This is a genomic window from Roseateles microcysteis, from assembly GCF_036880965.1.
Taxonomy (GTDB): Bacteria; Pseudomonadota; Gammaproteobacteria; order Burkholderiales; family Burkholderiaceae_C; genus JAUASW01.
The window spans coordinates 158,075-183,075 of the sequence record NZ_JBAJMV010000007.1; the positions used below are offsets into that span (position 1 = coordinate 158,075).

General features: G+C 67.5%; 20 protein-coding genes and 1 riboswitch. Of the genes, 13 read left to right on the forward strand and 7 right to left on the reverse strand.

Annotation, left to right across the window (positions count from 1 at the left end):
• Nucleotides 1-11: 11 nt before the first annotated feature.
• Nucleotides 12-926: a serine hydrolase gene (locus V3596_RS19405; protein ID WP_334279470.1), complete on the reverse strand. Its 915-nt coding sequence runs from the start codon at nt 924-926 to the stop codon at nt 12-14.
• Between the two features lie 92 nt (nt 927-1,018).
• On the opposite strand from V3596_RS19405, the gene V3596_RS19410 reads away from it, so the two are divergent.
• The 3 genes from V3596_RS19410 to V3596_RS19420 all read left to right on the forward strand — a co-directional run bounded on the left by V3596_RS19410 (nt 1,019) and on the right by V3596_RS19420 (nt 3,626).
• Nucleotides 1,019-1,570: a cytochrome b gene (locus V3596_RS19410; protein ID WP_334279471.1), complete on the forward strand. Its 552-nt coding sequence runs from the start codon at nt 1,019-1,021 to the stop codon at nt 1,568-1,570.
• 10 nt (nt 1,571-1,580) lie between these two features.
• On the forward strand, nt 1,581-2,864 hold the full coding sequence (locus tag V3596_RS19415) for an amidohydrolase family protein (RefSeq protein ID WP_334279472.1): 1,284 nt from the start codon (nt 1,581-1,583) through the stop codon (nt 2,862-2,864).
• Nucleotides 2,865-2,996: 132 nt separating this feature from the next.
• Nucleotides 2,997-3,626, forward strand: coding sequence for a glutathione S-transferase family protein (locus tag V3596_RS19420; RefSeq protein WP_334279473.1), 630 nt, complete (start codon nt 2,997-2,999; stop codon nt 3,624-3,626).
• Nucleotides 3,627-3,656: 30 nt separating this feature from the next.
• Here the strand turns inward: V3596_RS19420 and V3596_RS19425 are convergent, their stop codons facing one another.
• Together V3596_RS19425 and V3596_RS19430 are read right to left on the reverse strand one after the other, a co-directional pair.
• The gene (locus V3596_RS19425) at nt 3,657-4,319 is read right to left on the reverse strand and encodes a response regulator (protein ID WP_334279474.1); all 663 of its coding nucleotides are present in this window, start codon (nt 4,317-4,319) and stop codon (nt 3,657-3,659) included.
• 109 nt (nt 4,320-4,428) lie between these two features.
• Nucleotides 4,429-6,078, reverse strand: coding sequence for an FMN-binding glutamate synthase family protein (locus tag V3596_RS19430; protein ID WP_334279475.1), 1,650 nt, complete (start codon nt 6,076-6,078; stop codon nt 4,429-4,431).
• A 124-nt stretch (nt 6,079-6,202) separates the two neighbouring features.
• Between V3596_RS19430 and sppA the strand changes: the two genes are divergently transcribed.
• The 4 genes from sppA (at nt 6,203) to metW (ending at nt 12,084) form a co-directional block, all read left to right on the forward strand.
• Nucleotides 6,203-8,065 carry a signal peptide peptidase SppA gene (sppA, locus tag V3596_RS19435; protein WP_334279476.1) on the forward strand — a complete coding sequence of 621 codons (1,863 nt, stop codon included), beginning with the start codon at nt 6,203-6,205 and terminating at the stop codon, nt 8,063-8,065.
• A 23-nt stretch (nt 8,066-8,088) separates the two neighbouring features.
• Nucleotides 8,089-10,221: a prolyl oligopeptidase family serine peptidase gene (locus tag V3596_RS19440; RefSeq protein WP_334279477.1), complete on the forward strand. Its 2,133-nt coding sequence runs from the start codon at nt 8,089-8,091 to the stop codon at nt 10,219-10,221.
• A 20-nt stretch (nt 10,222-10,241) separates the two neighbouring features.
• Nucleotides 10,242-10,317: riboswitch (SAM riboswitch) on the forward strand.
• Between the two features lie 49 nt (nt 10,318-10,366).
• A complete protein-coding gene (gene metX / locus V3596_RS19445; protein ID WP_334279478.1) occupies nt 10,367-11,503 on the forward strand; it encodes a homoserine O-succinyltransferase MetX in 1,137 nt (378 codons plus the stop codon).
• Nucleotides 11,500-12,084: a methionine biosynthesis protein MetW gene (metW, locus tag V3596_RS19450; RefSeq protein ID WP_334279479.1), complete on the forward strand. Its 585-nt coding sequence runs from the start codon at nt 11,500-11,502 to the stop codon at nt 12,082-12,084. The genes metX and metW overlap by 4 nt, the downstream gene beginning before the upstream one ends.
• A 106-nt stretch (nt 12,085-12,190) precedes the next feature.
• Here metW and V3596_RS19455 read toward each other — a convergent pair whose 3' ends face one another.
• The 4 genes from V3596_RS19455 to V3596_RS19470 are packed head-to-tail and all read right to left on the reverse strand — an operon-like array spanning nt 12,191 to nt 18,603.
• Nucleotides 12,191-13,153 (reverse strand): M14 family metallopeptidase, encoded by a 963-nt coding sequence (locus tag V3596_RS19455; protein ID WP_334279480.1) that lies wholly within the window; start codon nt 13,151-13,153, stop codon nt 12,191-12,193.
• Nucleotides 13,154-13,158: 5 nt separating this feature from the next.
• The gene (locus V3596_RS19460) at nt 13,159-13,722 is read right to left on the reverse strand and encodes a hypothetical protein (protein WP_334279481.1); all 564 of its coding nucleotides are present in this window, start codon (nt 13,720-13,722) and stop codon (nt 13,159-13,161) included.
• 22 nt (nt 13,723-13,744) lie between these two features.
• Nucleotides 13,745-14,563 (reverse strand): carbon-nitrogen hydrolase family protein, encoded by an 819-nt coding sequence (locus V3596_RS19465; protein WP_334279482.1) that lies wholly within the window; start codon nt 14,561-14,563, stop codon nt 13,745-13,747.
• A complete protein-coding gene (locus tag V3596_RS19470; RefSeq protein WP_334279483.1) occupies nt 14,563-18,603 on the reverse strand; it encodes a YhdP family protein in 4,041 nt (1,346 codons plus the stop codon). The genes V3596_RS19465 and V3596_RS19470 overlap by 1 nt, the downstream gene beginning before the upstream one ends.
• A 164-nt stretch (nt 18,604-18,767) precedes the next feature.
• On the opposite strand from V3596_RS19470, the gene glnE reads away from it, so the two are divergent.
• The 6 genes from glnE to V3596_RS19500 all read left to right on the forward strand — a co-directional run bounded on the left by glnE (nt 18,768) and on the right by V3596_RS19500 (nt 24,992).
• Complete coding sequence (gene glnE / locus V3596_RS19475) at nt 18,768-21,512, forward strand: bifunctional [glutamate--ammonia ligase]-adenylyl-L-tyrosine phosphorylase/[glutamate--ammonia-ligase] adenylyltransferase (protein ID WP_334279484.1); 2,745 nt, start codon at nt 18,768-18,770, stop codon at nt 21,510-21,512.
• Nucleotides 21,509-22,057, forward strand: a complete 549-nt coding sequence (gene rrtA / locus V3596_RS19480; protein WP_334279485.1) for a rhombosortase — start codon at nt 21,509-21,511, stop codon at nt 22,055-22,057. Before glnE ends, rrtA begins: the two co-directional genes overlap by 4 nt.
• Nucleotides 22,054-22,713 carry a glutathione S-transferase family protein gene (locus V3596_RS19485; RefSeq protein WP_334279486.1) on the forward strand — a complete coding sequence of 220 codons (660 nt, stop codon included), beginning with the start codon at nt 22,054-22,056 and terminating at the stop codon, nt 22,711-22,713. The genes rrtA and V3596_RS19485 overlap by 4 nt, the downstream gene beginning before the upstream one ends.
• A gap of 129 nt (nt 22,714-22,842) precedes the next feature.
• Entirely contained in the window at nt 22,843-23,193 is a 351-nt protein-coding gene (locus V3596_RS19490) for a GntR family transcriptional regulator (RefSeq protein ID WP_334279487.1), read from the forward strand.
• On the forward strand, nt 23,190-24,065 hold the full coding sequence (locus tag V3596_RS19495) for an ABC transporter ATP-binding protein (RefSeq protein ID WP_334279488.1): 876 nt from the start codon (nt 23,190-23,192) through the stop codon (nt 24,063-24,065). Before V3596_RS19490 ends, V3596_RS19495 begins: the two co-directional genes overlap by 4 nt.
• Before the next feature lie 24 nt (nt 24,066-24,089).
• Entirely contained in the window at nt 24,090-24,992 is a 903-nt protein-coding gene (locus tag V3596_RS19500) for a hypothetical protein (protein ID WP_334279489.1), read from the forward strand.
• Nucleotides 24,993-25,001: the final 9 nt, after the last annotated feature.

Below are 25,001 nucleotides of genomic sequence, written 5' to 3' on the forward strand. Positions count from 1 at the left end.
ACAGGAGCAAATCAGCTGCGCAGCTTGGCCAGCGTCTGGCGGATCCGCGCGGCGTCGCGCAGGCGCTGGCCGGAACCGTCGGCGTCCAGCAGCACCACGGTCACCGGCTTGCCGCCACTCATCATGCGCATGGTCAGGCAGCGGCCGGCTTCCTCGGTGTAGCCGGTCTTGGAGAGCCGGATGTCCCAGCCCCTGGCACCGACCAGCCGGTTGGTGTTGTTCACCTGGCGCGGCTTGCCGTTCAGCGCCACCTGTTCAAGCTTGTCGCTGGTGATGCGGCTGATGTCGGCGTAGCGGCCGGCCGCGCTCGCGATCTTGGCCACCTCGGTGGCTGTCGAAATATTCTGCGGTGACAGGCCCGTGGGCTCAGCGATGGCCGTGCGATGCAGGCCCAGGCTGCGCACCTTGGCCTGCGCCGCCTGGACGAAACCGGCCATGCCGCCGGGGAAGGTGCGGCCCAGCGCCGCTGCGGCACGGTTCTCGGAGGCCATCAAGGCCATCTTCAAGGCGGCCATGCGTGTCAGTTCGGTGCCCACGCGCAAGCGCGAGGCGCTGTGCTTGAGCGTGTCGACATCGTCGGGCTGGATGCGGATCTTCTCGTTCATGTCGAGCTTGGCATCCAGCACCACCATGGCGGTCACCAGCTTGGTGAGCGAGGCGATGGGCACCATCTCGTCCGGGTTCTTCTGCATCAGCACACGGCCCGTGCCCTCTTCCAGCACCAGCGCGTGCTTGGCGTTGACGGCGAGCTTGAAGGCAGGTTCGTCGGAGGCAGCTGCAGCGGCGGGGGAACTCTTGGACGGGGTGCGCGCCGCGGCCGGCAAGCTGGCGCCGGCAAGGGTGAAAGCGAGCGCGAAGGCGCAGGCCAGCAGGCGCGGACCGGCTTGGTGAGTGCAAGAAATCTTGAGGGGCATCTTCAACAACATGGCGCGCATTGTGGCTGCAAGCGATCCAGGTCAAGAAGCAGGCTGTGGGGCGGGGGTATGCTGAAGGCACTCACCCACTTCCGGCCAGGCCCATGCCCGAACAGACCAGCGCAGTCCCGCAGAGCTACGACCGCCGCAGCATCGTGCTTCACTGGGCCAGCGCTGTCCTCGTGCTCGCGCTGTGGTGCGTGGGCCAGACCATCGACTGGTTCCCGCGCGGCACGCCGCGCATCACGGTGCGCAGCCTGCACATCGTGTTCGGCTTCCTGCTGGCTTTTCTGGTGATCGCCCGTCTGCTCTGGTGGGCGCGCGGCAGCAGCCGGCCGCCGGCCGATCCGGGCTTGCTGGGCGGCGTGGCCAAGTCGGCCCATGGCCTGCTCTATCTGCTGCTGATTGCCGCGGTCGGTGCGGGCATCGCATTCACGCTGGTGCGCGGCGACAACCTGTTCGGCGTCTTCAAGCTGGACTCCATCGCCCCAGACAACAAGGCCCTGCGCCATGACATCGGAGAGCTGCATGAATTGGCGGCCAATCTCCTGCTGGGCCTGGCCTTGCTGCATGCCGCCGCCGCGGTCTGGCATCACCGGGTGCTCAAGGACGGCGTGCTGCGGCGCATGTGGCCGTCGCTGAAACAGCACGGCTGAGGCCGGCAGCATGCTGATCCGCAATGTCTGCCTGCCTGATGGCCGCGAGGCCCAGGACCTGCTGGTGCAGGACGGGCGCATTGCAGCGATCGGGCCCCAACTCGCTGCGCCGGAAGGCACTGAAATCATCGAGGGCCAGGGCTGGCTGCTCAGCCCGCCCTTTGTCGACGCCCACTTCCATCTCGATGCCGCGCTGAGCCATGGCCAGCCCCGCGTCAATGAAAGCGGCACGCTGCTGGAAGGCATTGCGCTGTGGGGCGAGCTGAAGCCTCTGCTGACGCAGGAAGCCATCGTCGAGCGCGCATTGCGCTATTGCGACTGGGCGGTGGCACGCGGCCTGCTGGCGATCCGCTCGCATGTCGATGTCTGCGACGACCGGCTGCTGGCGGTTGAAGCGCTCTTGCATGTCAAGAAGCTGGTCGCGCCCTATCTGGACCTGCAACTGGTCGCGTTCCCGCAAGATGGCTTGCTGCGCTCAGCCAACGCACTGGCGAATCTGCGGCGGGCGCTGGACCTGGGCGTGGAGGTGGTGGGTGGCATTCCGCACCATGAGCGCACCATGGCCCAGGGCGCCGAGAGCGTGCGCCTGCTGTGCGAGCTGGCGGCCGAGCGCGGCCTGCGCGTGGACATGCATTGCGACGAGACGGACGACCCGCTGTCACGCCATGTCGAGACGCTGGCCTTCGAGACCCAGCGCCTGGGCCTGCAAGGCCGCGTCACCGGCTCTCACCTCACGTCCATGCATTCGATGGACAACTACTACGCCGCCAAGCTGATACGCCTGATGGCCGAGAGCCGGCTCGGCGTGGTCGCGAACCCGCTGATCAACATCAGCTTGCAGGGTCGCTTCGACAGCTACCCCAAGCGCCGCGGCATGACCCGCGTGCCCGAGCTGATGGCCGCCGGCCTGGATGTGGCCTTCGGCCACGACTGCGTGCTCGACCCCTGGTACTCGATGGGCAGTGCCGACATGCTGGAAGTCGCCTCCATGGGCCTGCATGTGGCGCAGATGACTTCGCGCTCCGCCATGCGGCAATGCTTCGAAGCGGTGACGAGCATTGCCGCTCGCATCGTGGGGCTGGAGGGCTATGGGCTGGACGCAGGCTGCAAGGCCGACTTCGTGCTGCTGCAGGCCCGTTCGCCCGAGGAGGCGATACGCCTGCGCGCCGCGCGCCTGCTGGTGGTGCGCCGGGGTCAGGTCGTGAGCCGCATGGCGCCGGCCACCGCCCGGCTGAGCCTGCCCGGGCGGCCACCGAGCGTCGACTGGAGCAACACTGGCGGCGCGAAAGTGTGACCCAAGGCCGCGGGCCTGACAAGCCGCGTTTGCCTGCCCTAGATCGTCGATTTTGTACAGCCTATCGTGTCCGGACCGCTTGGCTAGAATCGCGCCGCACTAGAGGGAGCACACGCTCCTGCAGCACAAGACATGAAGCTCATCGGATCCCTTACCAGCCCCTACGTCCGCAAGGTCCGCATCGTGATGGCGGAGAAGAAGCTCGACTACCAGCTGGTGCTGGAAGACGTGTGGAGCAATGACGCCATCCTGAAGGTCAACCCGCTGGGCAAGGTGCCCTGCCTGGTGATGGAAGGCCAGGATTCGATCACCGGCGCGGTGTTCGATTCGCGCGTCATCGTCGAGTACGTGGACACGCTGTCGCCGGTGGGCAAGCTGATCCCGGAACGCGGCCGCGAGCGCACCGAGGTGCGCACCTGGGAGGCACTGGCCGACGGCCTGCTGGACGCCTCCATCCTCTCGCGCCTGGAGCAGACCTGGAGCGGCCGCTCGCAGGAGCAGCGCAGCGCCGCCTGGACCGAGCGCCAGATGGGCAAGGTCTACGGTGCCTTGCGCGCCATGGGCCAGGGCCTCGGAGAAAAGGCCTGGTGCTCCGGCAATCATTTCTCGCTGGCCGACATCTCCGTCGGCTGCGCTCTGGGCTATCTGGATCTGCGCTATCCGTCGATTGACTGGCGCGGCGACCATCCCAACCTGGCCAAGCTCTTTGAAAAGCTCAGCGCCCGCCAGAGCTTCATCGACACGGCGCCACCGGCCGCCTGAACAGGCGGGAAGGCCTGAGCGCCTGCAGCTTCAGGCGCTGTGCAGGGCCGCGCATTGCGGCAGCAGATGCAGGTGGCGATACAGCGCGGCGAAGCGCCGCTCCACATCCGCCGTGCTCAGGTGCCAACGCTGACCGATCTCGTCGCTCAGGAGGCCGCTGGCCACCAGGCTCAGCAGATGCTGGTCGCTGAGGTTCAAGGGCTGATGGCCACCCAGTGGCGTCAGGTCTTGCCCTGAGCTCACGCACTGGGCCAGTTGCAGGCTGCTGCGCGGCAGACCGAAGGCCGCCAGCATCTGGCGCGCGATCATGGGCGACATCGCTGCCCGCCCTTCATGAAGCTGGCTCAAGCCCGCCGGCAAGGCCGCGCCCGAGCCGGCATCGACGCAGTAGCCGTCGCCACCGCTGCGCAGCGCCTCGAACAGCAGCAGGTCGTCGGCCGACGGCGTCAAGAGCAGCACCAGCGGGCGCCGCTCGCCCGACGGTGGCAGCTCGCGCAGCAAGCGGGTGGCGTTGCCATCGACGAGGCGCAGATCGCAGGCGAGCACCTCGGGTGCATGCAGGCGCACCTGGCCGGCGGCCTCGCGGACCTGCTCGGTCTGGCCGCAGAGAAGCCAGCGGCCTTCTTCGGCCAGCACCGTGCCGGCGCGTATCAGCGATTGGTGGGTACGACGGATCAGGAAGGCGGAGGGCATGCAGCGGTAACGGGTAGCGCTGCGGATTGTCCCGAGCAGGCGGTAGCGGACAACCCCGTGAACCGGTGCCCCTCAAGCCCGGGATCGCTGCCGGCAGCCCGGGCCCGATTCAGGCGTAGGTCGCGCCCACCACACCCTGCGGCGCAAAGCTCTGCGCACTGGCCATCGGCCAGTAGACCTTGAACACGTTGCCAGGCAAATCGCCACCGCCCAGGAGCGCGCCCGGCTTGATGAAGGGCAGCAGATTGGCCAGCAGCTTGACCTCGTGCCGGCTGACACGGTGCACGATATGGGCCGCCGTGATGTCGCCCGGATGCAGGAGGCCTGCCGCCTGCACCAGCTCCTGCAGGGCCTTCAAGGTGAGGTCGTGATAGCTGAACACGCGCTGGGCCTTGTCGGGCACCACCAGCGCCTGCTGGCGCAAGCCGTCCTGCGTGGTCACGCCGGTGGGGCAATGGCCCGTATGGCAGGCCTGGGCCTGGATGCAGCCCAGCGAGAACATGAAGCCGCGTGCCGAATTGCACCAGTCGGCGCCGAGCGCCATCATGCGGGCGATGTCGAAGGCGCTGACCACCTTGCCGGCACAGCCCAGCTTCACCTTGTGGCGCAGGTTCAGGCCGACCAGGGTGTTGTGAACCAGCAGCAGGCCCTCCTGCAGCGGCGCGCCGACATGATCGGTGAACTCCAGCGGTGCTGCGCCGGTGCCGCCCTCGGCGCCGTCGATGACGATGAAGTCCGGCGTGATGCCGGTCTCGACCATGGCCTTGGCGATGGCAAACCATTCCCAGGGGTGGCCAATGCAGAGCTTGAAGCCGACCGGCTTGCCGCCCGACAGCGCGCTCAGGCGCTCCAGGAACTGCAGGAGCTCGACGGGCGTGCCGAAGGCACTGTGCGAGGCGGGCGAGATGCAGTCTTCACCGACCGGAATGCCCCGCGCCTCGGCAATTTCTGGCGTGACCTTGGCGCCGGGCAGCATGCCACCGTGGCCGGGCTTGGCGCCCTGGCTGAGCTTCAATTCGATCAGCTTGACCTGCGGGTCGCGCGCATTGGCCTCGAAACGCTCGGGGTTGAACGTGCCATCGGTGTTGCGGCAGCCGAAGTAGCCGGAGCCGATTTCCCAGATCAGGTCGCCGCCATTGGCGCGGTGGTGCACGCTGATCGACCCTTCGCCGGTGTCATGCGCAAAGCCGCCCTTCTTGGCACCCGAATTGAGCGCACGGATCGCGTTGGCGCTGAGCGCACCGAAACTCATGGCCGAGATATTGAAGATGCTGGCCGAATAGGGCTGGGCGCGGCCCTCGCCAATCGTGATGCGGAAGTCGTGCGAAGGCAGCTGGGTCGGCGTGAGCGAATGGTTGATCCATTCATAGCCTTCCAGGTGCACGTCGATCTGGGTGCCAAAAGGGCGCTTGTCAGGGTCGCCCTTGGCGCGCTGGTACACCAGCGAGCGCTGCTGGCGCGAGAACGGCGCGGCCTCGCTGTCGCTCTCGATGAAGTACTGGCGCAGCTCCGGCCGGATGTACTCGAGCAGGAAGCGCAGATGCCCGATCACCGGGTAGTTGCGCAGCACCGAGCGCTTGGTCTGACGGATGTCATGCCAGCCCACCCAGGTCAGCAGACCGAACAGCAGTACCAGCGGCACGCCATAGCGGCTGTAGACCAGCAGGCCCAGGCTGATGCCGAAGAGCACCGCACAGAGCAGCCAGGTGCCATAGCGGACCGGAAAGTGATGATCGACAGCTTGCAGCCAACGGGGCATGGAGGAACACCTTTCGCCTGAGGGGCTTTCTGGACCGCATGCTATGCCCAGCGGCAGGCGCTGTGCCCTGGGGCAAGCCATGCCCTGCTGCACAATCGGCGCGACATCCTAGGGAAGCCCGCAAATGATGCTGAAGAAAATCTGGTCGCCCATCGCCTGGCTCTGGAACAAGTTCTGGTGGTTGCTCGACGGCTCGCGCCGCGTGTTCCTGAACCTCTTGTGGCTGCTGATCCTGATCGCGCTGTTTGGCGCGATCTTCCGCAGCGGCCCCAAGCCCCTGCAGGAGAAGACCACCCTGGTGCTGAGCCTGCGTGGCCCGCTGGTGGAGCAGTTTTCCGGCTCGGCCCGCTCGCAGGCGCTGGCCGAATTGCAAGGCCAGAAGGCGGCCAGGCAGACCCGCTTGCGCGACGTGCTGGCGGCGCTGCAAGGTGCGGCCAAGGACCCGAACATCAGCGCCGTGCTGCTGGACCTGGACGACTTCAGCGGCGCCGGCATGGCCGGCCTGCATGAGGTGAGCGCCGCACTGCAGCGCTTCAAGAAGGACAGCGGCAAGCCCATCTATGCCTACGGCGACAGCTACAACCAGCGCGCCTACCTGCTGGCCGCACAGGCCGACGAGATCTACCTGCACCCGATGGGCAATGTGCTGATCGAAGGCTTTGGAGGCTACCGCACCTATTACAAGGACGCGTTCGACCGCCTCGGCGTCTCGGCCAATGTCCTGCGCGTGGGCACCTACAAGAGCGCCGCCGAAAACTACTTCACCAATGGGCCCAGCCCCGCCTCCAGGGAGGCCGACAGCCTGCTCTACGGCGCACTCTGGACCAGCTACACCGACCAGGTCGAGGCGGCCCGCAAGCTGGAGAAGGGTGCGATTTCTCGCGACATCGAACAGCTGCCCGAGCAGATGGCCGCGCTGAAGGGCGACACCGGCCAGCTGGCGCTGAAGCAGAAGCTGGTGGACGGCCTGAAGACCCGCGACGAGATGCGCGCCCTGCTGATCGAGCGCGGTGCCAAGGAAGGCCCGACCTTCCGCCGCATCGGCTACGGCGACTACCTCGCGCACCTGAAGCGTCAGGCGCCTTTCGGCGCCGCCGTGGGCGTGGTGGTGGCCGAGGGCTCCATCGTCGACGGCGAGACGCAGGCCGGCCGCGTGGGCGGCGATTCGACCGCGCAGCTGATCCGCCAGGCGCGCGAGAACGATCAGGTCAAGGCCGTCGTGCTGCGCGTCAACTCGCCCGGTGGCAGCGCCTTCGCGTCAGAGATCGTGCGCCGCGAGCTCGAGATCACGCGCAAGGCCGGCAAGCCGGTGGTGATCTCGATGGGCGATGTGGCGGCCTCGGGCGGCTACTGGATCTCGATGAGTTCGGACCGCGTGATCGCCGACGCCAACACCATCACCGGCTCGATCGGCGTGTTCGGCATGCTGCCCACCGCCGACAAGCTCGTGGAGAAGCTCTCGCTGCACAGCGCCGGCACGACGACCACCTGGCTCGCCCGCAACTACGACCCGATGCGTCCGCTGGACCCGCGCTTTGCATCGCTGGTGCAGTCTTCCATCAATCACATCTACGACGACTTCACCGCCAAGGCCGCCGTCGCGCGCAAGAAGAAGGTCGACGAGATCGATGCCGTGGCGCAAGGCCGGGTCTGGACCGGCGCGCAGGCACTGGAGCGCGGCCTGATCGACCAGCTCGGCAGCTACGGCGACGCCTTGAAGGCAGCGGCGCAACTGGCCAAGCTGGAAGGCGAGCCCCGCCTGATCTACATCGAGCGCGAACCGGGCAAGCTCGACAAGCTCCTGGCCTCGTTTGCCGATGCGCTGGCACCGTCGATTTCGGCAGCCGTCAGGGAGCAGCTCGGATTCACGGCTGCCATCCCCGCGCCCTTGCAGCAGGTCAAGTCAGACCTGGCCTGGCTGGGCGAAGTCAGCGAAGGCCGCAAGCCTTTTGCTGCCGTGGTGCATTGCCTCTGCGCAGCGCCTTGAGCCATACACCAGAGAGTTCCGAGATGAAGAAGATGCAGGTTCGAATCCTGGCCGGCGCCCTGTGCGCCCTGGCCCTCGCACACGCTGGTGCCCAGCCCTATCCGGCAACAGCCCGCATGCCGGTGCAGGACAGCTATCACGGCGTCACGATCACCGACGACTACCGCTGGCTGGAAGACTTCAGCAAGCCCGAGGTGAAGGCCTGGGTGGCGGCGCAGAACAAGCTGAGCCGCGCAGCGCTGGACGCGGTGCCCGGTCGCGCTGCGCTGGAGGAACGCATCCGCGGCCTCCTGAACTCGCGCTCCAGCGCCTACTACGGCCTGCACCCGGCCGGCGGCAAATGGTTTGCCATCAAGATGCAGCCGCCCAAGCAGCAGCCCTTGCTCGTGTTGCTCGACTCGCCCGATGCGCTCGCCAGCGAGAAGGTCGTGCTGGACCCCAATGTGCGCGCCGCCGATGGTTCGCTGGCCATCGACTTCTATGTGCCCTCGCCGGACGGCAAGCTGGTGGCGGTCTCGATGTCCGAGAAGGGCAGCGAAGATGGCTCGGTGCACCTGATCGAAGTCGCCACCGGCAAGCAGGTCGACGTGGTGATCCCGCGCGTTCAGTACCCCACCGGCGGCGGCTCGGTGGCCTGGGCGCCGGACGGCAAAAGCCTCTTCTACACGCGCTACCCGGCGCCGGGCGAGCGCGCCGAGGCCGAGTTGCATTTTCATCAAGAGGTCTGGCAGCACCGGCTGGGCCAGCCCTTGAGCGCGGATCGCTATGTGATCGGCAAGGAGTTCCCGCGCATTGGCGCGACCGTGCTGAGCGTGGCCAGGAGTGGCGAGCAGCTGGCCGTGGTGGCCAACGGCGACGGCGGCGAGCATGCGTTCTACCTGCGTTCAGCCAAGGGAAGGGGATCCTGGCAGCGCCTGGCCGCCTACGAAGACAACATCAAGGCGGCCGAGTTCGGCAATGACGGCTGGCTCTACCTGCTGTCGAACAAGGATGCGCCGCGCGGCAAGATCCTCCGCATTCCCCTGGCCAAACCGGCGCTGAAGAACGCGCAGGTGCTGCTGCCGCAGACAGAGGGCGTGCTGCAGCACATGGAAGTCAACGGCGGCAAGCTGTTCGTTTCGGCCTTGCTGGGTGGGCCCTCCAAGCTCAGCGTGGTCGACCTGAAGACCCGGGCCGTGCGAGACATCGAGCTGCCGCCCATCAGCAGCGTCAGCAGCCTGAAGGGCGGTGGCCCGGGCGAAGTGCTGGCGCTGGTGCAGAGCTATACCGAGCCGGCCGCCTGGTGGCGCCTGAGCAGTGAGGGAAAACCGGTGAAGACCGCGATGGCCAGCACGACGCCGGTGGACTTCTCCGACATCGAGGTCAAGCGCGAGTTCGCCACCTCCAAGGACGGCACCAAGGTGCCGCTGAACATCGTCCATCGCAAGGGCCTGAAGCTGGACGGCAGCAACCCGACCATCCTCAACGGCTATGGCGGCTACAACATCAGCCAGACCCCGGGCTTCTCGGTCACGCGCAAGCTCTGGCTGGAGCGCGGCGGCGTCTACGTGATTGCCAACCTGCGGGGCGGCGGCGAGTACGGCGAGGCCTGGCACCTGGCCGGCAACCTGACGAAGAAGCAGAACGTGTTCGACGACTTCATCGCCGCGGCCGAGCATGTGATCGCACGCGGCTACAGCTCGCCGGCCAAGCTCGCGATCCAGGGCGGCAGCAACGGCGGCCTCTTGATGGGCGCGGCGCTGACGCAGCGGCCCGAGCTGTTCCGCGCCGTGCATGCCTCGGTGGGCATCTACGACATGATGCGCATCGAGCTGGACCCCAACGGCGCCTTCAACGTCACCGAGTTCGGCACGGTCAAGGACAAGGCGCAGTTCGAGGCGCTCTATGCCTATTCACCCTTCCACCGCGTCAAGGACGGCACCGCCTATCCGGCCGTGCTGTTCACCACCGGCGACCACGATGGCCGCGTCAACCCGGCGCAATCGCGCAAGATGACCGCACGCCTGCAGGCGGCCGACCCGAGCGGCCGCCCCATCCTCCTGCGCACCAGCGCGGCCAGCGGCCATGGCATGGGCTCGTCGCTGGACGAGACCATCAAGCTGCAGACCGACACCTTCAGCTTCCTGCTGCAGCAACTGGGCGTGGCCCAGCCCTGAGCCGGGTGGGCCGCTACAATGCGGCCCACAGCGCCGATTTGTTCCGGATTGCGGGCGCTATAGAAATTCCGCTAAACAGGAACGCCATCCGGTGTTCCGTCTTGTCAGCGGCACCGGTTTTTCTTTTTTCGGAAGGCGTGAACCCATGACCCCGCAAAGCGTCGGCTTCGTCCAGCCGCAGCGCATGCAGTTCGATGAGCCCCTGCCCCTGCGCAGCGGTGCACAGCTGAGGCAGTACGAGCTGCACTACGAGACCTATGGCCAGCTCAATGCCGAGCGCAGCAATGCGATCCTGGTCTGCCATGCCTTGAACGCCAGCCATCACGTGGCCGGTGTCTACGAAGGGCAGGAGAAGAGCGAAGGCTGGTGGGACAACCTGATCGGCCCGGGCAAGCCGCTGGACACGAACCAGTTCTTCGTCATCGGCATCAACAACCTCGGCTCCTGCTTCGGCTCGACCGGGCCTATGCATGCCAACCCGGCCACCGGCCAGGTCTATGGCGCGGACTTCCCTGTCGTGACCGTGCAGGACTGGGTGGATGCGCAGGCCCGCTTGCTGGACCGCCTGGGCATCGGCCAACTCGCCGCCGTGCTGGGCGGATCCCTGGGCGGCATGCAGGCCCTGGACTGGTCGCTGCGCTACCCCGAGCGCATGCGCCATTGCATCGCGATTGCCACGGCACCCAGCCTCTCGGCGCAGAACATCGCCTTCAACGAAGTGGCCCGCCGCGCCATCATCACCGACCCCGATTTCCACGGCGGCCATTTCTATGCCCACGGCGTGGTGCCCAAGCGCGGCCTGCGCGTGGCACGCATGATCGGCCACATCACCTACCTCTCCGACGACGTGATGGAGCAGAAGTTCGGACGCCAGATGCGTGCGGCGGAACTCGGCTACTCCACACAAGACATCGAGTTCCAGATCGAAAGCTATCTGCGCCACCAGGGCGACAAGTTCAGCGAGTACTTCGACGCCAACACCTATCTCCTGATCACCCGCGCGCTGGACTACTTCGACCCGGCCCGCGAGCACGGCGGCGACCTCTCGCGCACCTTTGCCCAGGCCCGCTGCAAGTACCTGCTGGCCAGCTTCACGACCGACTGGCGCTTCTCGCCGGCCCGCTCTCGAGAAATAGTCAAGGCGCTGCTGGACAACAAGCTCGACGTCTCTTACGCGGAGATCGACGCGCCGCATGGCCACGATGCCTTCCTGCTCGAAGACCCGCGCTATCACGGGGTACTCCGGGCCTATTTCCAACGCATCGCAGGAGAGCTGGCATGAGCGCCGTGCAAGTGATGGAGCAGATCGCCGCCTTGGTTCCAAAGGGCTCGCGCGTGCTGGACCTCGGCTGCGGCACCGGCGAGCTGCTGGCGTATCTGCAGAAGCACCGCGGCTGCACCGGCTACGGCGTGGAGCTCGATGACGCCAACCTCTTGGAGTGCGTGAAGCGCGGCGTCAACACGATCCAGCTGAACCTCGAAGAGGGCCTGTCGATCTTCGAGGACCAGAGCTTCGACGTGGTCCTGCAACTCGAGACGCTGCAGCATCTGCGCAATACCGAGCTGATGCTGCGCGAGACGGCGCGCGTGGGTCGCAGTGGCATCGTCAGCTTCCCCAACTTCGCGCATTGGCCCAACCGGCTGCAGGTGCTGATGGGCCGCATGCCCGTGACCAAGGTGCTGCCCTACCAGTGGTACGACACGCCCAATATCCGCGTGGGCACCTATGCGGACTTCGAGGTGCTGGCCGGCAAATGCGGGCTGCGCGTGCTGGACAGCTTCGGCATCCAGGGTGGACGTACGGTGCGCACGCTGCCCAACCTGATGTCCAGCATGGCGGTGTTCAAGTTCGACCGTGGCTGAAGCCGCGTTGCCGGACGTGGGCATCCCTTATGACGGCTCTTCCGCACGGGCGGGTGACATGCACACCGCCTGTCTCATGGGGTGAGTGAGGGCCGAGGCCAGGCCCTCAGCTCTCGAACCGCCCCAGCCTCACCATCGTATTGCCCGGCCTGCCGTGCTGGGTGGAAGGCATGACCAGCACCGTCCTGTCGTAGCGGGTGCGCAAGATCGTGGCGCCATCCTGCGCGAAGGCGGTGCCGCGCTCCGCGATCACGTCCAGGCCCCGCACCGGGAACAGGAAATGGAAGTCGCTGCTGAGCGCGACGACGGCCTCGTCCACGCGCACCAGGTGTTGGACCTCGGGCAAGGGCAGGCGCAGGCGCGACGTAGCCCAGGCCTCGCCGACCACGCCGGTGAGCCGCAGGAAGCGCACGACGCTGTCGATGGCCACTTCGGCAGAGCGGGCCTCCCAGTGCTGGCCGCATTCGATCAGCAAGGCATTCCTGTCGCTGGCCGGGTCGCCAAAGCCGCCGCGGTCGCGCATGCGCAGGCCCGAAGGATGGCCGGTGTCGATCAGAAGATCACCCGGCATGCCCAGCTCGCGAGCGAATGCCGCACCCTTGTCGAGCAGGCCGCACACCATCAGCGGCCGGCAGGCGTCCTGCATCGAATGGATGTCCAGCAGCCAGTCGGCCGCATCGACAAAGGGCTGCAACTGGCGCGCACGGCGCAGCTCCAGCGAATCTCGCTTGCCGAACAGCTGCGCATCGTCCCAGACACGGTTCAGGTCTTCGTCGACGCAGCGCGAGCCGTTCGGATGGGCGGGATCGAATCGCTGATAGGCCGCCACATTCGCGAAGCTCAGGATCAGCTTGCCGCTGGGCGGGGTCAGCTCCTGCGGCGAATGCTGGCCCAGCAGCCAGTCCAGCGCAATCGCGCCACACAGCTCATTGCCGTGCGTCAGCGCCTGAATCATCACGACCTTGCCCAGCCGGCCCGAGTCGAAGACATGGACATGATCAACGCCGCTGCGGCCTTCGCGCCAGCGCGAGATGTCGGGCGGGCTCAGTTCAATGCGGGGTTCGGTCATGGTTTTCAGCGTGCAGCCGCCGACGCCAGATTCAAGGCCATCAGGTCGCGCAGCACCAGCTTGATGCTGTCGCGTATGGCCGCCTCATTGGCCAGCCGCAGCCGCTCGACCGGCAGGAGCTTGTCGCCCAGCTCGACCGTGGCCGCATTGCGCACCGTGCGCTCGTAGACCGTGGCCTTGCTGGCGCGCTCGACGAGGGCGTAGCTGACACCCAGACGCACCGTGGTGTCCAGCGACACCAGGGGCTGGTCCAGGTCGGTGAGCTTGATGTCGAGCCGGTAGCGGCCGGCTTCGCGGGTCGCGGGAAACAGGCCCACGGCGCGCAGAGAATCCTCGAAGGCCTGCTCCAGCGCCGCGCTGCTGACCTTGGAGCCCCACCAGCGATTGGTGGCCTGGCCACCGCTGACAGGGCCGAGGCCCACGTTCAGGCGCAGGCCATCGGGCACCCAGGCGCGCATCTGCAAGGCGTCAGCCGGGCTCAGGCCCATGGAGAGCGGTTCGGACGGCGTGCCGCAGCCGCCGACAAGAATTGCCAGCGCAGCCGCCGCGATGATCCTGCTTGCCTTCATCATCATCCTCACCCCTTGCCTCTCAGAGCCGGCGGTGCTGCAAGGCCGGCAGTTGCTGACGCACGGCAGCCAGCCGCGCCAGGTCCAGCTCGGCCTGCACCAGGCCTTCACCCTCGCCCAGACAGTCCAGCACCTCGCCCCAGGGGTCGACGATCATGCTGTGGCCCCAGGTGCGCCGGCCATTTTCATGCCGGCCGCCCTGGGCCGAAGCCAGGACAAAGGCCTGCATTTCGACCGCTCGCGCCCGCAAGAGCAGCTCCCAATGCTTCTCGCCCGTGGTGTAGGTGAAGGCCGCCGGCACCGTGAACAGCTCGCAGGGCGACTGGCCGAGCGCGAAGCTCAAGCCCCGGTACAGCTCGGCGAAACGCAGGTCGTAGCAGATGGACAGGCCCACGCGCACGGGCCCGGCCTGCACGGCCACCGGCTCATCGCCCGCTTCCAGCACCCGGCCTTCGTCGTACTGCTCGGTGTCGGTCTTGAAACGGAACAGGTGGATCTTGTCGTAGCGCGCCGCCAGCTGCCCTTGCGGGCCGTAGACGAGGCAGCTGTTGCGCACCCGCGCCGGGTCGGCCGTGCGCAGCGGCAGCGTGCCGCCAACGAGCCACAGGCCCAGCTCGCGGGCGCTGTCCGACAGCATGCGCTGGATCGGCGCGTCAGGGTCTTGATAGGCCTCGGCGATGCGCAACTTGTCGTCGTCGCGCTGGCCCATCAGGCAGAAGTACTCGGGCAGCAGCGCCAGCTTCGCGCCTTGCGCGGCCGCCTGCTCCAGCCAATGGCGTGCCCGCGCCAGATTGCGCTCAACATCGGGCGTGGACACCATCTGCACGGCGGCGATCTTCATTATTTCGAGGCTCCTGAGGCGGGCAGGCTGGCAGCGGGTGCGGCAGGCTTGGCTTCGGGCTTCTCCACCTTCTCGACCTTGGGATCGTCCCAGCTGCCCGAGACGAGGAACTCGCGCGTGCCGGCTTCCATCATCGGCCGGCGCAGTATCAATTGCGCCAGGAAGGTGGCCAGTCCCACGGCAGGGTTGATGGCCGCATAGGCCAGCGAAGCGCCGCCGGCATTGACCTCGGGCAGCACCAGCACGCGCAGGTTCTGCGTCTCGGCGGCGAGGTCGGCCTCGCCCTCCATCGCGACCACCGCCTGCACGCCGCGCATGCGCAGGTTCTTGCTGTGCGCCACGCCGCGGCTGATGTCGATATCACCCTCGACGCCGTCGAAGGCAAAGCCCTCCTGGAACACGTCACGGAAGTCCAGCAGAAAGCGGCGCGGCAGCGACTGCAGGCTCAGGACACCCAGCAGGCGGCCGACACCCGGCTCGGCCTTCAGGAACTGGCCTTCGTCGAGATGCATCTTGAGCTGGCCCGACATGCTCGGATAGTCCGGGCTCAGCGGCGAGCCCAGCCAGCCGATCTGGCCGGCGAGCAGGCCCTTGCCGCCGCGCAGCAGCTTGCCGTGGCCGAGTTTTTCCAGCAGCTGGCCGGCATCGCTGACCTCGAGCTTCCAGTCCATCTGCGCGCGGCGCTGGCTCTGGCCGGCCACCAGCGCCCAGGTGCCGGTGGCGCTGAGCAGCGCGTCCGGATGGCGGATCTGCAGCTTGTCCAGCCGCCATTCGCGCGTCGGTCCTTGGTGCTGGGCCTGCACTTCCAGGCGGCCCAGCTTCTTGCCGCGCAGCTCGAAATCATCGACCACGATGTCCAGTGCCGGCACGCTGCTGGGCGCCTGGTCCAGCATCTGGCTGACGCTGTCGACCTCGCTCTTGGGCAGGGAGAGCCGCGCCAGGCGCGCGAACACGGTGCCCGGCTGCGGCGCGCGCGCCGGGCGCAGCTCCACATAGCCGCTGAGCTGGTGAGCGTCGAGCGTGGCCCGCCAGGTCTGCTTGTCGCTGGCCAGCGAGACGCCGGCCATCACCCGGTTGAGCGAACGGCCCGCCACCTGCAGCGACTGGGCGCGCAGCGACACGCTGCCGGGCATGTAGCCGCCGCCCGCGTCGCCACCGGCGTCGCCCGGCTGCAGACTGAAAAGCCGCTGGGCCGCCTGGTTCCAGGCGTCCAGATTGACGACACCCAGATTGGCCGAGGCACGCACCCCGCTCTCGGGCAGCTCGCCCAGGCTGTCCTGCACGGCCAGGCTGCCGCGCAGCACCTTGGCACTGTCACCACTGACATCGCGCAGGTAGTGCGCTTGCAGCAGCGTGTTGCCCAGCTCGACCCGCAGCTCGTCGCGCTTGCTGTCGACCATGCTGATGCGCAGCAGCAGCGGCAGTTGCGCATCAGCCTCCTTCTTCAGCGGCGCTGGCAGTTCGGCCGCGAGGCCTTGCAGGGAGCTCGCGAGGTCGAGCTCCACATGGCCATGCACCAGGCCCAGCTGCAGCTTGTAGCTGGCCTGGCCCTGCAGTGCAGGCGCCAGCTTGGCAGCCAGGCCCAGCTCGGGCGAGCGGCGCAAGCCCTCGGCAGTGGCAACACCAGAGCCCGAGAAGCGCAGGCTGCCATCAGCCTGGCTGCCGCCTTCGAACTGGGCTTCGCCACCGGCCATCCGGGCCGCACCATTCGTGATCTGCACGCCCTTCTGGTCGAAGTCGACACGGGCCCGCGCATTGGCCAGCAACGGCACATCGGGCCGCAGCTTCAGGTCGTTGCCGCCCAGCAGGACCTGGCCCTTGACCGTGCTGTGGCTGATGTCGGCCAGCGGCAGTTGCAGCGCCAATTTCAGCCCGGCCACGCCGCTGGCCGTGGCGGCATCCAGGCCGTGGCCGGTCCAGCCAGCCACCGGGCTGGCACGCAGAAAGCCCAGGAGCGCCTCGGCCGAACCGCGCCCACCGCCTTCCAGCTCCAGCACCGGCTTGTGATGCATGAGGTCCTTGATGCCGCCGTTCACACCAGTGAGCTCGAAGCCCATGACCCGCGTTCTGCCGTTGCGGATCTGCAGGCTGCCGCGGTCGATCACGACCTGGGCATTCAGTTGCTCCATGACCGGCCAGGGCGACAGGTAGGCCGGCGCCTCGGCCGTGGCCGGATGGCTGGGCACATAGGCCAACTCCACGTCGCGCGCTTCGGTCGTGATGCGGAACTGGCCGGTACTCTTGGGCGCGTCGAAAGGGAACTCGGCCAGGTCGCCATTGAGCCGGACGCTGACCCCGCGGGCCTCGCCCGAGCGCAGCGCGTCACGCAGATAGAGGCGGGTGTGCGAGTCCATCACCTGCGGCAGGTAGCGCGCCACGCGCGTGGCTGGCGCGCGGTCGACCTTGCCGGTGAGCTTCAAGTGCCCAGGAAAGCGCCCACCCTTGCCCACGCCTTCGCCGCTGCCGGTGCGCCACTGCAGGTCGAACTCGCCGCGCAGGTCCTCGTTCGCCAGTTGCAGATTGGCCAGATTGAACCTAAGCGCGGGCGGCTTGCCATCCTTTTGCGCCTCGATGCGCCAGTCCAGGGTGCCAGCGAGCTTTTGCAGCGGCAAGATCGGTTCTTCGAACAGGCCCGGCAGGTCCAGCTCGCCGTCCGTCATCTTGAATCCAGCCTCGCCGCCCTTCTCGCTGGCCTCGATCTGGGCGCTGACGCCTGTGACGCCAGGCCGGCCAAGGCCGGTCTCTGCCGCTCGGCTGCGCAGGCTCAGGCCGTCGACGCGCGCGCGCGCCTTGTAGCTGCTTGGCGCAGCAAGCTCGCCCTGCCAGCTCAGGCTCAACTCGCTGATCACGCCTTCAGGCGCCAGCTCGGCCAGCCATTCACGCTGGCCGGCCGACAAGGGCGCGCGCTCGGCGATCTGTGCCATCAGCGCGAAGTCCAGGCGCTGCGCAGTCAAGGCACCGCCGGTGAGCTTGCTGGTGTCCACGGTCAGGCCGAGGCCACCCGGCTGTTGCAGCGTGACCGACCAATCGGAGCGCGGCCAGCTCAGCCCGTCGTTCGCCACGAAACCCAGCTGTTCGGCCGACAGCGTGAGGAGGTCGCCGCCGCGCGCCATCGTCAGCCGGCCTTCGATGCGGGCGAGTTCGAGTTCGGGCGCGTCCGAGGCCAGGCGCAGCTGCACCTGGCGCAAGCCCATGTCCACGGTGGCGCGCTCGGCCTGACCATTGCGGATATCGATCCAGGCCCGCAGCGCGCCGTCGCCGGCACTCAGCTCGAAAGGCAGGCTGACATGGCGGCGCAACTGGCTCACGTCAGCACGCGGCAGGTCGGCAAAGACCTGGCCGCTCCAGTGCTTCAAGTTGCCGGCGCGGTGCAGGAGTGACTGGTTGAAGCGGGCGCGGATGCTGAAGCGCTCGCCCCATTCGGCCGGCGGCGTGGCATCCAGCCTCAGCTCATGGCGGCGCAGGCCGTTGCGCACGACCAGGTTCAGGTCCGTCAATTGCAGCGCTTCGGCCTGGCGCGCTTCGTCCACCCAGCGCAGCCGGCCTTTCAGGATCACGAACTCGTGCTGGGCGAAGAACCAGTCGGCCAGGTCGTTGCCGGCTTCGGCTCGTTCGTCGGGTTGCAGGTCGAAGCCGGCCACGAAGATCCGGCCCTGGCGGTCGCGGCGCACCTCCATCTCGGGGCTGTCCACCAGCAGCTGCTCGAAGCGGGGCGAGAAGGCGAGCAGCGAGCGCGCTGACAGCGCCGCAGCCACACGGGGCAGCCTCAGGACCTCGCGCTGGCGCTTGTCCAGGAGGCGCAGATCGCGCAATTCCAGCGCCGGAATCCAGCCGCCGGAGCGCACTTCGATCTGCCCGATGCGCACATCCACGCCCAAGATGTGCGAGGCTTGGCGTTCTATCGCGGGACGCCAGTCGTCGATGTACGGCAAAATTGCCCAGTGCAGCAGCAACCAGCTCAGCAGAACCAGCCCCCAGGCCAGCATCAACAGACGCAAGGCCCAGCGCAGCGCCCGCCGCAACAATCGGTAGGGACGCAAGGCGGCTTTTCTGGCGGCGGCGGAAACGGTTGCTGGTACAGACATGAAAGAAGGCTCGCCCTGGAGCCGCGACCTGCTCCGGCTTCGCCGGGTTGTCGCTTGGCTTGTTGCCTTGACGCGAGCACCCAGGAGCGCAGCCAATCTAGCACAGCGCAGACCATCCAATGACCGAGGCTTCCCCCTTCGCAATGTTGCCGGCCAGTGCCGAGCACAGCCGTTTCGTGCAGCGCATCCGCCGCCGCTATGCGGCCGAGCTGCCCCTGCTGCCGGCCGGGTTGCCGGGTCGCAGTGAAATTGAAGCGCTGGTGAGCACGCTGCAAGTCGGCGGCCGAACTCTGGCATCGGCCCTGCGCGTGGCCCGCCACCTCGTGCTGGAGCGGCTCGCGGTGCTGGACATCGAGCAGGCCGCGCCGGTCAAGGACATCACCGAGGTGATGACCACGCTGGCCGAAACCACGCTGTGCCTGGCGCTGGAGCAGGCCCGCCGCGAGCAGGACGCGGTCAACGGCGTGCCGCGCAATGGCAACGGCGAGCGGATCGAGTTCTGGGTCGTGGGCATGGGCAAGCTGGGCGGCCGCGAGCTCAATGTCTCGTCCGACATCGACCTGATCTACGTCTACGACGACGACGGCCAGACCGATGGGCCCGCGCCGATCAGCGCGCACGAGTATTTCGCCCTGCTGGCGCGCAAGCTCTATGCCCTGATTGGCGAAGTGACCGAGGACGGCCAGGTGTTCCGCGTCGACCTGGCCCTGCGGCCCAATGGCAATTCCGGCCCGCCGGCGGTGAGCCTGGCGATGCTGGAAGAGTATTTCCTGGTCCAGGGCCGCGAATGGGAGCGCTTTGCCTGGCTGAAGAGCCGTGTGGTGGCGCCGCTGGATGCGCCCGCCCTGCAGCGTGCCCAATACCTGCGCCAGCTGGTGACGCCGTTCGTCTACCGCCGCTACCTGGACTACGGCGTTTTCGAAGGCCTGCGGCAACTGCATCGCAAGATCCGCGATGAAGCCAGCAAGCGCGCCGCCGGCCGGCCCGAACGGGCGAACGACGTCAAGCTCTCGCGTGGCGGCATCCGCGAGATCGAGTTCATCGTCCAGCTCCTGCAAGTCGTGCGCGGCGGCCAGTTCCCCGAGATCCGCACCCGCTCCACCGTGAAAGCGCTGCGCAGCCTGGCCGCACGCGGCCTGATGAAGCCGGCCACGGCAGAAGGCCTGGCCGAGGGCTACCGCTTCCTGCGCCAGGTCGAGCACCGCATCCAGTACCTCGACGACCAGCAGACCCATGCGCTGCCCGGCAATGACGAAGACCTGGGCTGGATCGCGCGCAGCCTGAAGCTGGCCTGCCGGGCCGACACCTGCGAGCTGCTGGACCGGCTCTGCGAAGTGCGCGAGCTGGTCGCCACCGAGTTCGATGCGCTGCTGCACGACGGCCAGGCGCCGCAAGCCGGCAGCAGCGGCAATGGCTGCAAGAGCTGCGGCGGCCCGCCGCTGCCGGTCGACTCGGAAGAATTCCTGGAAAGGCTGCCGGCCGAGCTGGCGGAAAGCGTGCGCCGCTGGGCCAAGCAGCCGCGCGTGCAGCACCTGCGCGAAGAGTCGCGGCTGCGCCTGGCCAAGCTGGTCGGCCGCGCGGCCGCCGCCGTCAAGGAAGGCAAGAGCACGCTCGACGCGGCGATCCGCTTCGTCGACTGGATCGAGCCGCTGCTGCGGCGCGAAAGCTATCTGGCCCTGCTGGTCGAGCGGCCCGCCGTCCAGGCCCGTTTGCTCTCGCTGCTGGGCCTGGCGCGCTGGCCGATGCGCTACCTGATGCTGCACCCCGGCGTGATCGATGAGCTCGCCGACAACCGGCTCCTCAATCAGCGCTTCGACGGTGCCGCCTTCGTGGCCGAGCTGGAGGAGCGCCATGCTGCCTGGGCCCGCCACGGCGAGGCCGACGAGGAAGCGCTGCTCGACACGCTGCGCCGCTCACACCATGCCGAGGTGTTCCGCACCCTGGTGCGCGACGTGGAAAGCCAGATCACGGTCGAGGAAGTGGCCGATGAACTCTCGGCCCTGGCCGACGCCACCCTGCAATGCGCGATCAACTGGTCCTGGGCCCGCCTGAAGCAGGCGCACCGCCCGGCGCCGCGCCTCGCGGTGATCGCCTACGGCAAGCTCGGTGGCAAGGAACTGGGCTATGGCGGCGACCTGGACGTGGTCTTCCTGTTCGACGACGACGACGAGAACGCGCATGAGATCTATGGCGCCTTCGTGCGCAAGCTGATCACCTGGCTGACCATACGCACCTCCGCCGGCGAGCTGTTCGATATCGACACGGCACTGCGCCCCAATGGCAATTCGGGCCTCTTGGTCACCTCGGTCAGCAGCTTCGAGAACTACCAGCAAGGCCGGGGCGGCAACACCGCCTGGACCTGGGAGCACCAGGCCATCACCCGCGCCCGCTTCTGCGCCGGTGACCCGGCCTTGGCCGAGCGTTTCGAAAGCGTGCGCCGTGCCGTGCTGACGGCACCGCGCGACCATGCGGCGCTGAAAAGTGAAGTGCAGGCCATGCGCGAGAAGGTGCGCTCGGCGCGGCCGGTGCGCGCCGGCCTGTTCGACGTCAAGCACAGCCCCGGCGGCATGATGGACGCCGAGTTCGCCCTGCAGTACCTGGTGCTGGCCGAAGCGGGTCAGCATGCCGAACTGCTCGACAACAAGGGCGCCATCGCCCTCCTGCAGCGCGCGGAGGACGCCGGCCTCTTGCCCGCCGGCGTGGGCAGCGCCGCCGCCGATGCCTATCGCGAGCTGCGCCGGGCGCAGCACAAGGCCAGGCTGGATGAGCAGCCCACGCAAGTGGACGAGGCGGCCCTGGCCGACAAGGGGCTGGCCGCGCCGCGCGAAGCGGTGCTGGCGCTGTGGCGCGCAGTCTTCGGTTGATCGCCTGGCCACTGCTGGCCGCGCTGATGGGCCTGGCGGCGCTGGCCTTGTTCCCGCTGTCGCTGGCGCCACCCGTGGCCTCGCCGCTGGCCACGCTGGTCCATTTGAATGAGCGCCATCTGCTGGCCAATCTGGCGGGCTGTGCTGTCCTCGCGTGGCTGGGATTGCGCGCGCAGATGGATCGCAGCAACGCATTTGCCTGGCTGCTGGCCTGGCCACTCGGCCAGGTCGCGCTGCTCGCCGGTCCAGCGATGAGCAGCTTCGGCGGGCTCTCGGGTTGGCTGCATGCCGGCTGCGCCGTCGTCATCGTCGAGTTGCTGCAGCGCCGCGGGAGAGAACGCCTCATAGGCGCCGCCTTGTTGGCGGGCCTGCTCGCCAAGCTGCTCCTGGAGCAGCCCTGGGGGGCGCTGCCACCCGTCGACCCCGCCTGGGGCTTCGCGCCCGCGCCCTTTGCTCATCTGGCCGGCAGCGTTACCGGTGCCGCGCTGGCCCTCGTCACGCGATACTGCAGGCCATCAATTCACCGCTGGAGACAAGACCCATGATCACGCTGCACGGCATGTCGCTGTCCAACTACTACAACAAGGTCAAAGTGGTCCTGCTCGAAAAGGGCATCCCCTTCCGGGAGGAACTGGTCAAGACCTTCTCCAACGACCCGGCCGTTCTGGCCGCCTCGCCGCTGGCCAAGATCCCCTACATCAGCCTGGCTGACGGCCGCACGCTGTGCGAGAGCGAGGTGATCTGCGAATACCTGGAAGCCATCCAGCCCGAGCCGCGCCTGCTGCCTGCCGACCCCTACCAGGCGGCCAAGGTGCGCGAGCTGGGCACCTTCATCGAGCTGCACCTGGAACTGGTCGCCCGCGAGCTGTACGGCCAGGCCTTCTTCGGCGGCAGCTGCAGCGAAGCCAATCAGCAGCGTGTGCGCAAGCAGTTGGTCAAGAACATCGCTGCCTTCAAGCAGTTGGCGAAGTTCTCGCCCTATATCGCTGGCGACAGCTACACCCTGGCCGACTGCGCCGCCTGGGCCAGCCTGTCGTTGGTGGGCATGGCCACCAAGGCCGTGCTGGGCGAAGACCTGCTGGTCGCCGCCGGCATCGACTGGAAGACCTACACGCGCTTCATCGCCGAACGGCCGGCCGTCCAGCAGGTGGTGGCAGATCGCAAGGCGGACGCCGAGAAGGCCGCGGCTGCAAAGGCCTGAGGCCGAGCGCGGGGCGCCGACGGCCTGTCCGTCGATTTCTGCAGTCTGTCGCGCTTCGTTTGGGCGGCCAGGGGCCTGGAGTTATGGTGTGCTACATCACTAACACACCGGCCCAAGGCCCAGCTCGATATGCAGACCTGGAACCAAACTGCCCCGATCTACCAGCAGCTCGCCGACCGCCTGGCCGTGCAGTTGCTGGACGGAGATCCCCCCGAAGGTGAAGCCATGCCCTCGGTCCGCGTCCTGGCAAGCCGCTACCTCATCAACCCGCTGACGGTCAGCCGTGCCATCCAGGCCCTGTCCGACATGGGCCTGGTTGAAACGCGCCGCGGCATGGGCATCTATGTCCGCCCCGGCGCCCGCGAAGCGCTCATGAAGAGCGAACGCGAGCAGTTTTTGCAGGAAGAATGGCCGGCGCTGCGCGAGCGGCTGGCACGCCTGGGCATCTCGGCCAAGGATCTGAACTGGGAGTCGCAATGATGGAACACCTGATCGAAGCCAGCGGCTTCTCGCTGCGCTACGGCCGCAAGACCGCCGTGGACAACCTGAGCTTTCACATTCCCAAGGGCCGCGTGGTCGGGCTGCTCGGCCACAACGGCGCCGGCAAGACCTCGCTGATGAAGGCCATGGTCGGCCTGCACGGCGGCTCCGGCTCGCTGAAGGTGCTGGGCCTGGACCCGATCTCGCAGCGCGGTGAGCTGCTCGAGTCGTTGAGCTACATCCCGGACGTGGCCGTGCTGCCGCGCTGGGCGCGCGTGCATGAGCTGATCACGCTGATGAGCGGCCTGCAGCCCAAGTTCTCGGCCGAGCGGGCCCGCAAGCTGCTCACCCGCACCAGCGTGGGCGTGAACGACAAGGTCAAGAGCCTGTCCAAGGGCATGGTCACGCAGCTGCACCTGGCGCTGATCGCCGCCATCGACAGCAAGCTGATGATCCTGGACGAGCCCACGCTGGGCCTGGACGTGATGTCGCGCAAGAGCTTCTACGAGATGCTGATCGACGAATGGTGCGACGGCGAGCGCAGCGTCATCATCTCGACCCACCAGGTCGAGGAGATCGAGTCGCTGCTGTCCGACGTGATGATGCTGGACGAAGGCAAGCTGGTGCTCAACATCAGCCTGGAAGAGATGGACTCGCGCTTCGTGGCGCTGGCGCACGACCCGGCCGCGGCCGATGCGATTGCTGACGCACATCCGCTCCTGCGCTACCGCCAGCAAGGTCGCCCGGCTGCGCTGTTCGACGGCGCGCCGCCGGCCCATCTAGAAGGTGTGGGCCAGCGCTTCCGCCCCAGCCTGGTGGACCTGTTCATGGCCCTGACCCGCAAGCCCGAGATGCAGCGCCAGCAGGCCTGAGTCGCGCACAAGGAGCAAACAATCATGACGACGACAAAACGTTTCTCGACCCTGATGCAGCGCGAATGGATGCAGCACCGCATCGGCTGGATGGTGGTGATGGCAATCCTGCCCGCGATTGCATTGGCAGTCATGCCCTTCCAGGGCGCGGTCAACGTCGGCGCCAAGCTGCCACCGGCTTCGCTGCTGGCCCTGATGATCGTGGGCGGCACGACGGCCGCCGTGTTCGGCCTCAGCTGGTTCGTGGCGATGTTCCAGTTGCCGGGCCTGGCGCGGCGCGACCAGCAGGACCGCACCATCGAGTTCTGGATGTCGCTGCCGGCCAGCCACAGCGAGAGCGTGGCCGCCACGCTGCTGACGCATGCGGTGCTGGTGCCCATGGCGGCGCTGGCGGTGGGCATGGGCTTTGGCCTGATCGTCGGTATGGCCTCGCTGGTCAAGCTGATTGGCCTGACCGCGTTGACCCAGGTGGGCTGGGGCAGCGTGATCCTCTCGGCCGCGATCGTGGTGCTGCGGGTGGCTTTCGGCGTCATCCTGCTGACGCTGTGGACTGCGCCGCTGTTCATGATCCTGATGGCTGCCTCCGCCTGGCTCAAGCGTTGGGGCGTGCCAGTCGTGATCGGCGCCCTGGTGATTGGCGGCAACATCCTGGACAAGCTCTACGGCATCCACATCGTCGGCGACTTGCTCAAAGCCCAGGCCCAGGGCGCCGGCCAAGCGCTTTTCAATGCCAGCAACACCTTTGAGGGCAACACCTTGAAGAACCATCCGGAAGTGAGCGATTTCCTGGGCAACCTCGGCCCCTGGGCCGTGCAGGACGCCGGGCACGCCATTCAGCAACTGGCATCGCCGCACCTGATTGGCGGTCTGCTGGTGGCCGCGACCTGCTTCTACCTGGTGATCCTGGCCCGCAAGCGCTCCACCTGAGCGCCCAGC

What these genes read in the sequence shown, in the direction of transcription:
- metX (WP_334279478.1), top strand. Translation starts at nt 10,367, where the DNA reads ATGACCCCGCAAAGCGTCGGCTTCGTCCAGCCGCAGCGCATGCAGTTC.
- V3596_RS19410 (WP_334279471.1), top strand. Translation starts at nt 1,019, where the DNA reads ATGCCCGAACAGACCAGCGCAGTCCCGCAGAGCTACGACCGCCGCAGC.
- glnE (WP_334279484.1), top strand. Translation starts at nt 18,768, where the DNA reads ATGACCGAGGCTTCCCCCTTCGCAATGTTGCCGGCCAGTGCCGAGCAC.
- V3596_RS19405 (WP_334279470.1), bottom strand. Translation starts at nt 926, where the DNA reads ATGTTGTTGAAGATGCCCCTCAAGATTTCTTGCACTCACCAAGCCGGT.
- V3596_RS19485 (WP_334279486.1), top strand. Translation starts at nt 22,054, where the DNA reads ATGATCACGCTGCACGGCATGTCGCTGTCCAACTACTACAACAAGGTC.
- V3596_RS19460 (WP_334279481.1), bottom strand. Translation starts at nt 13,722, where the DNA reads ATGAAGGCAAGCAGGATCATCGCGGCGGCTGCGCTGGCAATTCTTGTC.
- V3596_RS19500 (WP_334279489.1), top strand. Translation starts at nt 24,090, where the DNA reads ATGACGACGACAAAACGTTTCTCGACCCTGATGCAGCGCGAATGGATG.
- sppA (WP_334279476.1), top strand. Translation starts at nt 6,203, where the DNA reads ATGATGCTGAAGAAAATCTGGTCGCCCATCGCCTGGCTCTGGAACAAG.
- V3596_RS19430 (WP_334279475.1), bottom strand. Translation starts at nt 6,078, where the DNA reads ATGCCCCGTTGGCTGCAAGCTGTCGATCATCACTTTCCGGTCCGCTAT.
- V3596_RS19490 (WP_334279487.1), top strand. Translation starts at nt 22,843, where the DNA reads ATGCAGACCTGGAACCAAACTGCCCCGATCTACCAGCAGCTCGCCGAC.
- V3596_RS19455 (WP_334279480.1), bottom strand. Translation starts at nt 13,153, where the DNA reads ATGACCGAACCCCGCATTGAACTGAGCCCGCCCGACATCTCGCGCTGG.
- V3596_RS19465 (WP_334279482.1), bottom strand. Translation starts at nt 14,563, where the DNA reads ATGAAGATCGCCGCCGTGCAGATGGTGTCCACGCCCGATGTTGAGCGC.
- metW (WP_334279479.1), top strand. Translation starts at nt 11,500, where the DNA reads ATGAGCGCCGTGCAAGTGATGGAGCAGATCGCCGCCTTGGTTCCAAAG.
- V3596_RS19440 (WP_334279477.1), top strand. Translation starts at nt 8,089, where the DNA reads ATGAAGAAGATGCAGGTTCGAATCCTGGCCGGCGCCCTGTGCGCCCTG.
- V3596_RS19420 (WP_334279473.1), top strand. Translation starts at nt 2,997, where the DNA reads ATGAAGCTCATCGGATCCCTTACCAGCCCCTACGTCCGCAAGGTCCGC.
- V3596_RS19415 (WP_334279472.1), top strand. Translation starts at nt 1,581, where the DNA reads ATGCTGATCCGCAATGTCTGCCTGCCTGATGGCCGCGAGGCCCAGGAC.
- V3596_RS19425 (WP_334279474.1), bottom strand. Translation starts at nt 4,319, where the DNA reads ATGCCCTCCGCCTTCCTGATCCGTCGTACCCACCAATCGCTGATACGC.
- V3596_RS19495 (WP_334279488.1), top strand. Translation starts at nt 23,190, where the DNA reads ATGATGGAACACCTGATCGAAGCCAGCGGCTTCTCGCTGCGCTACGGC.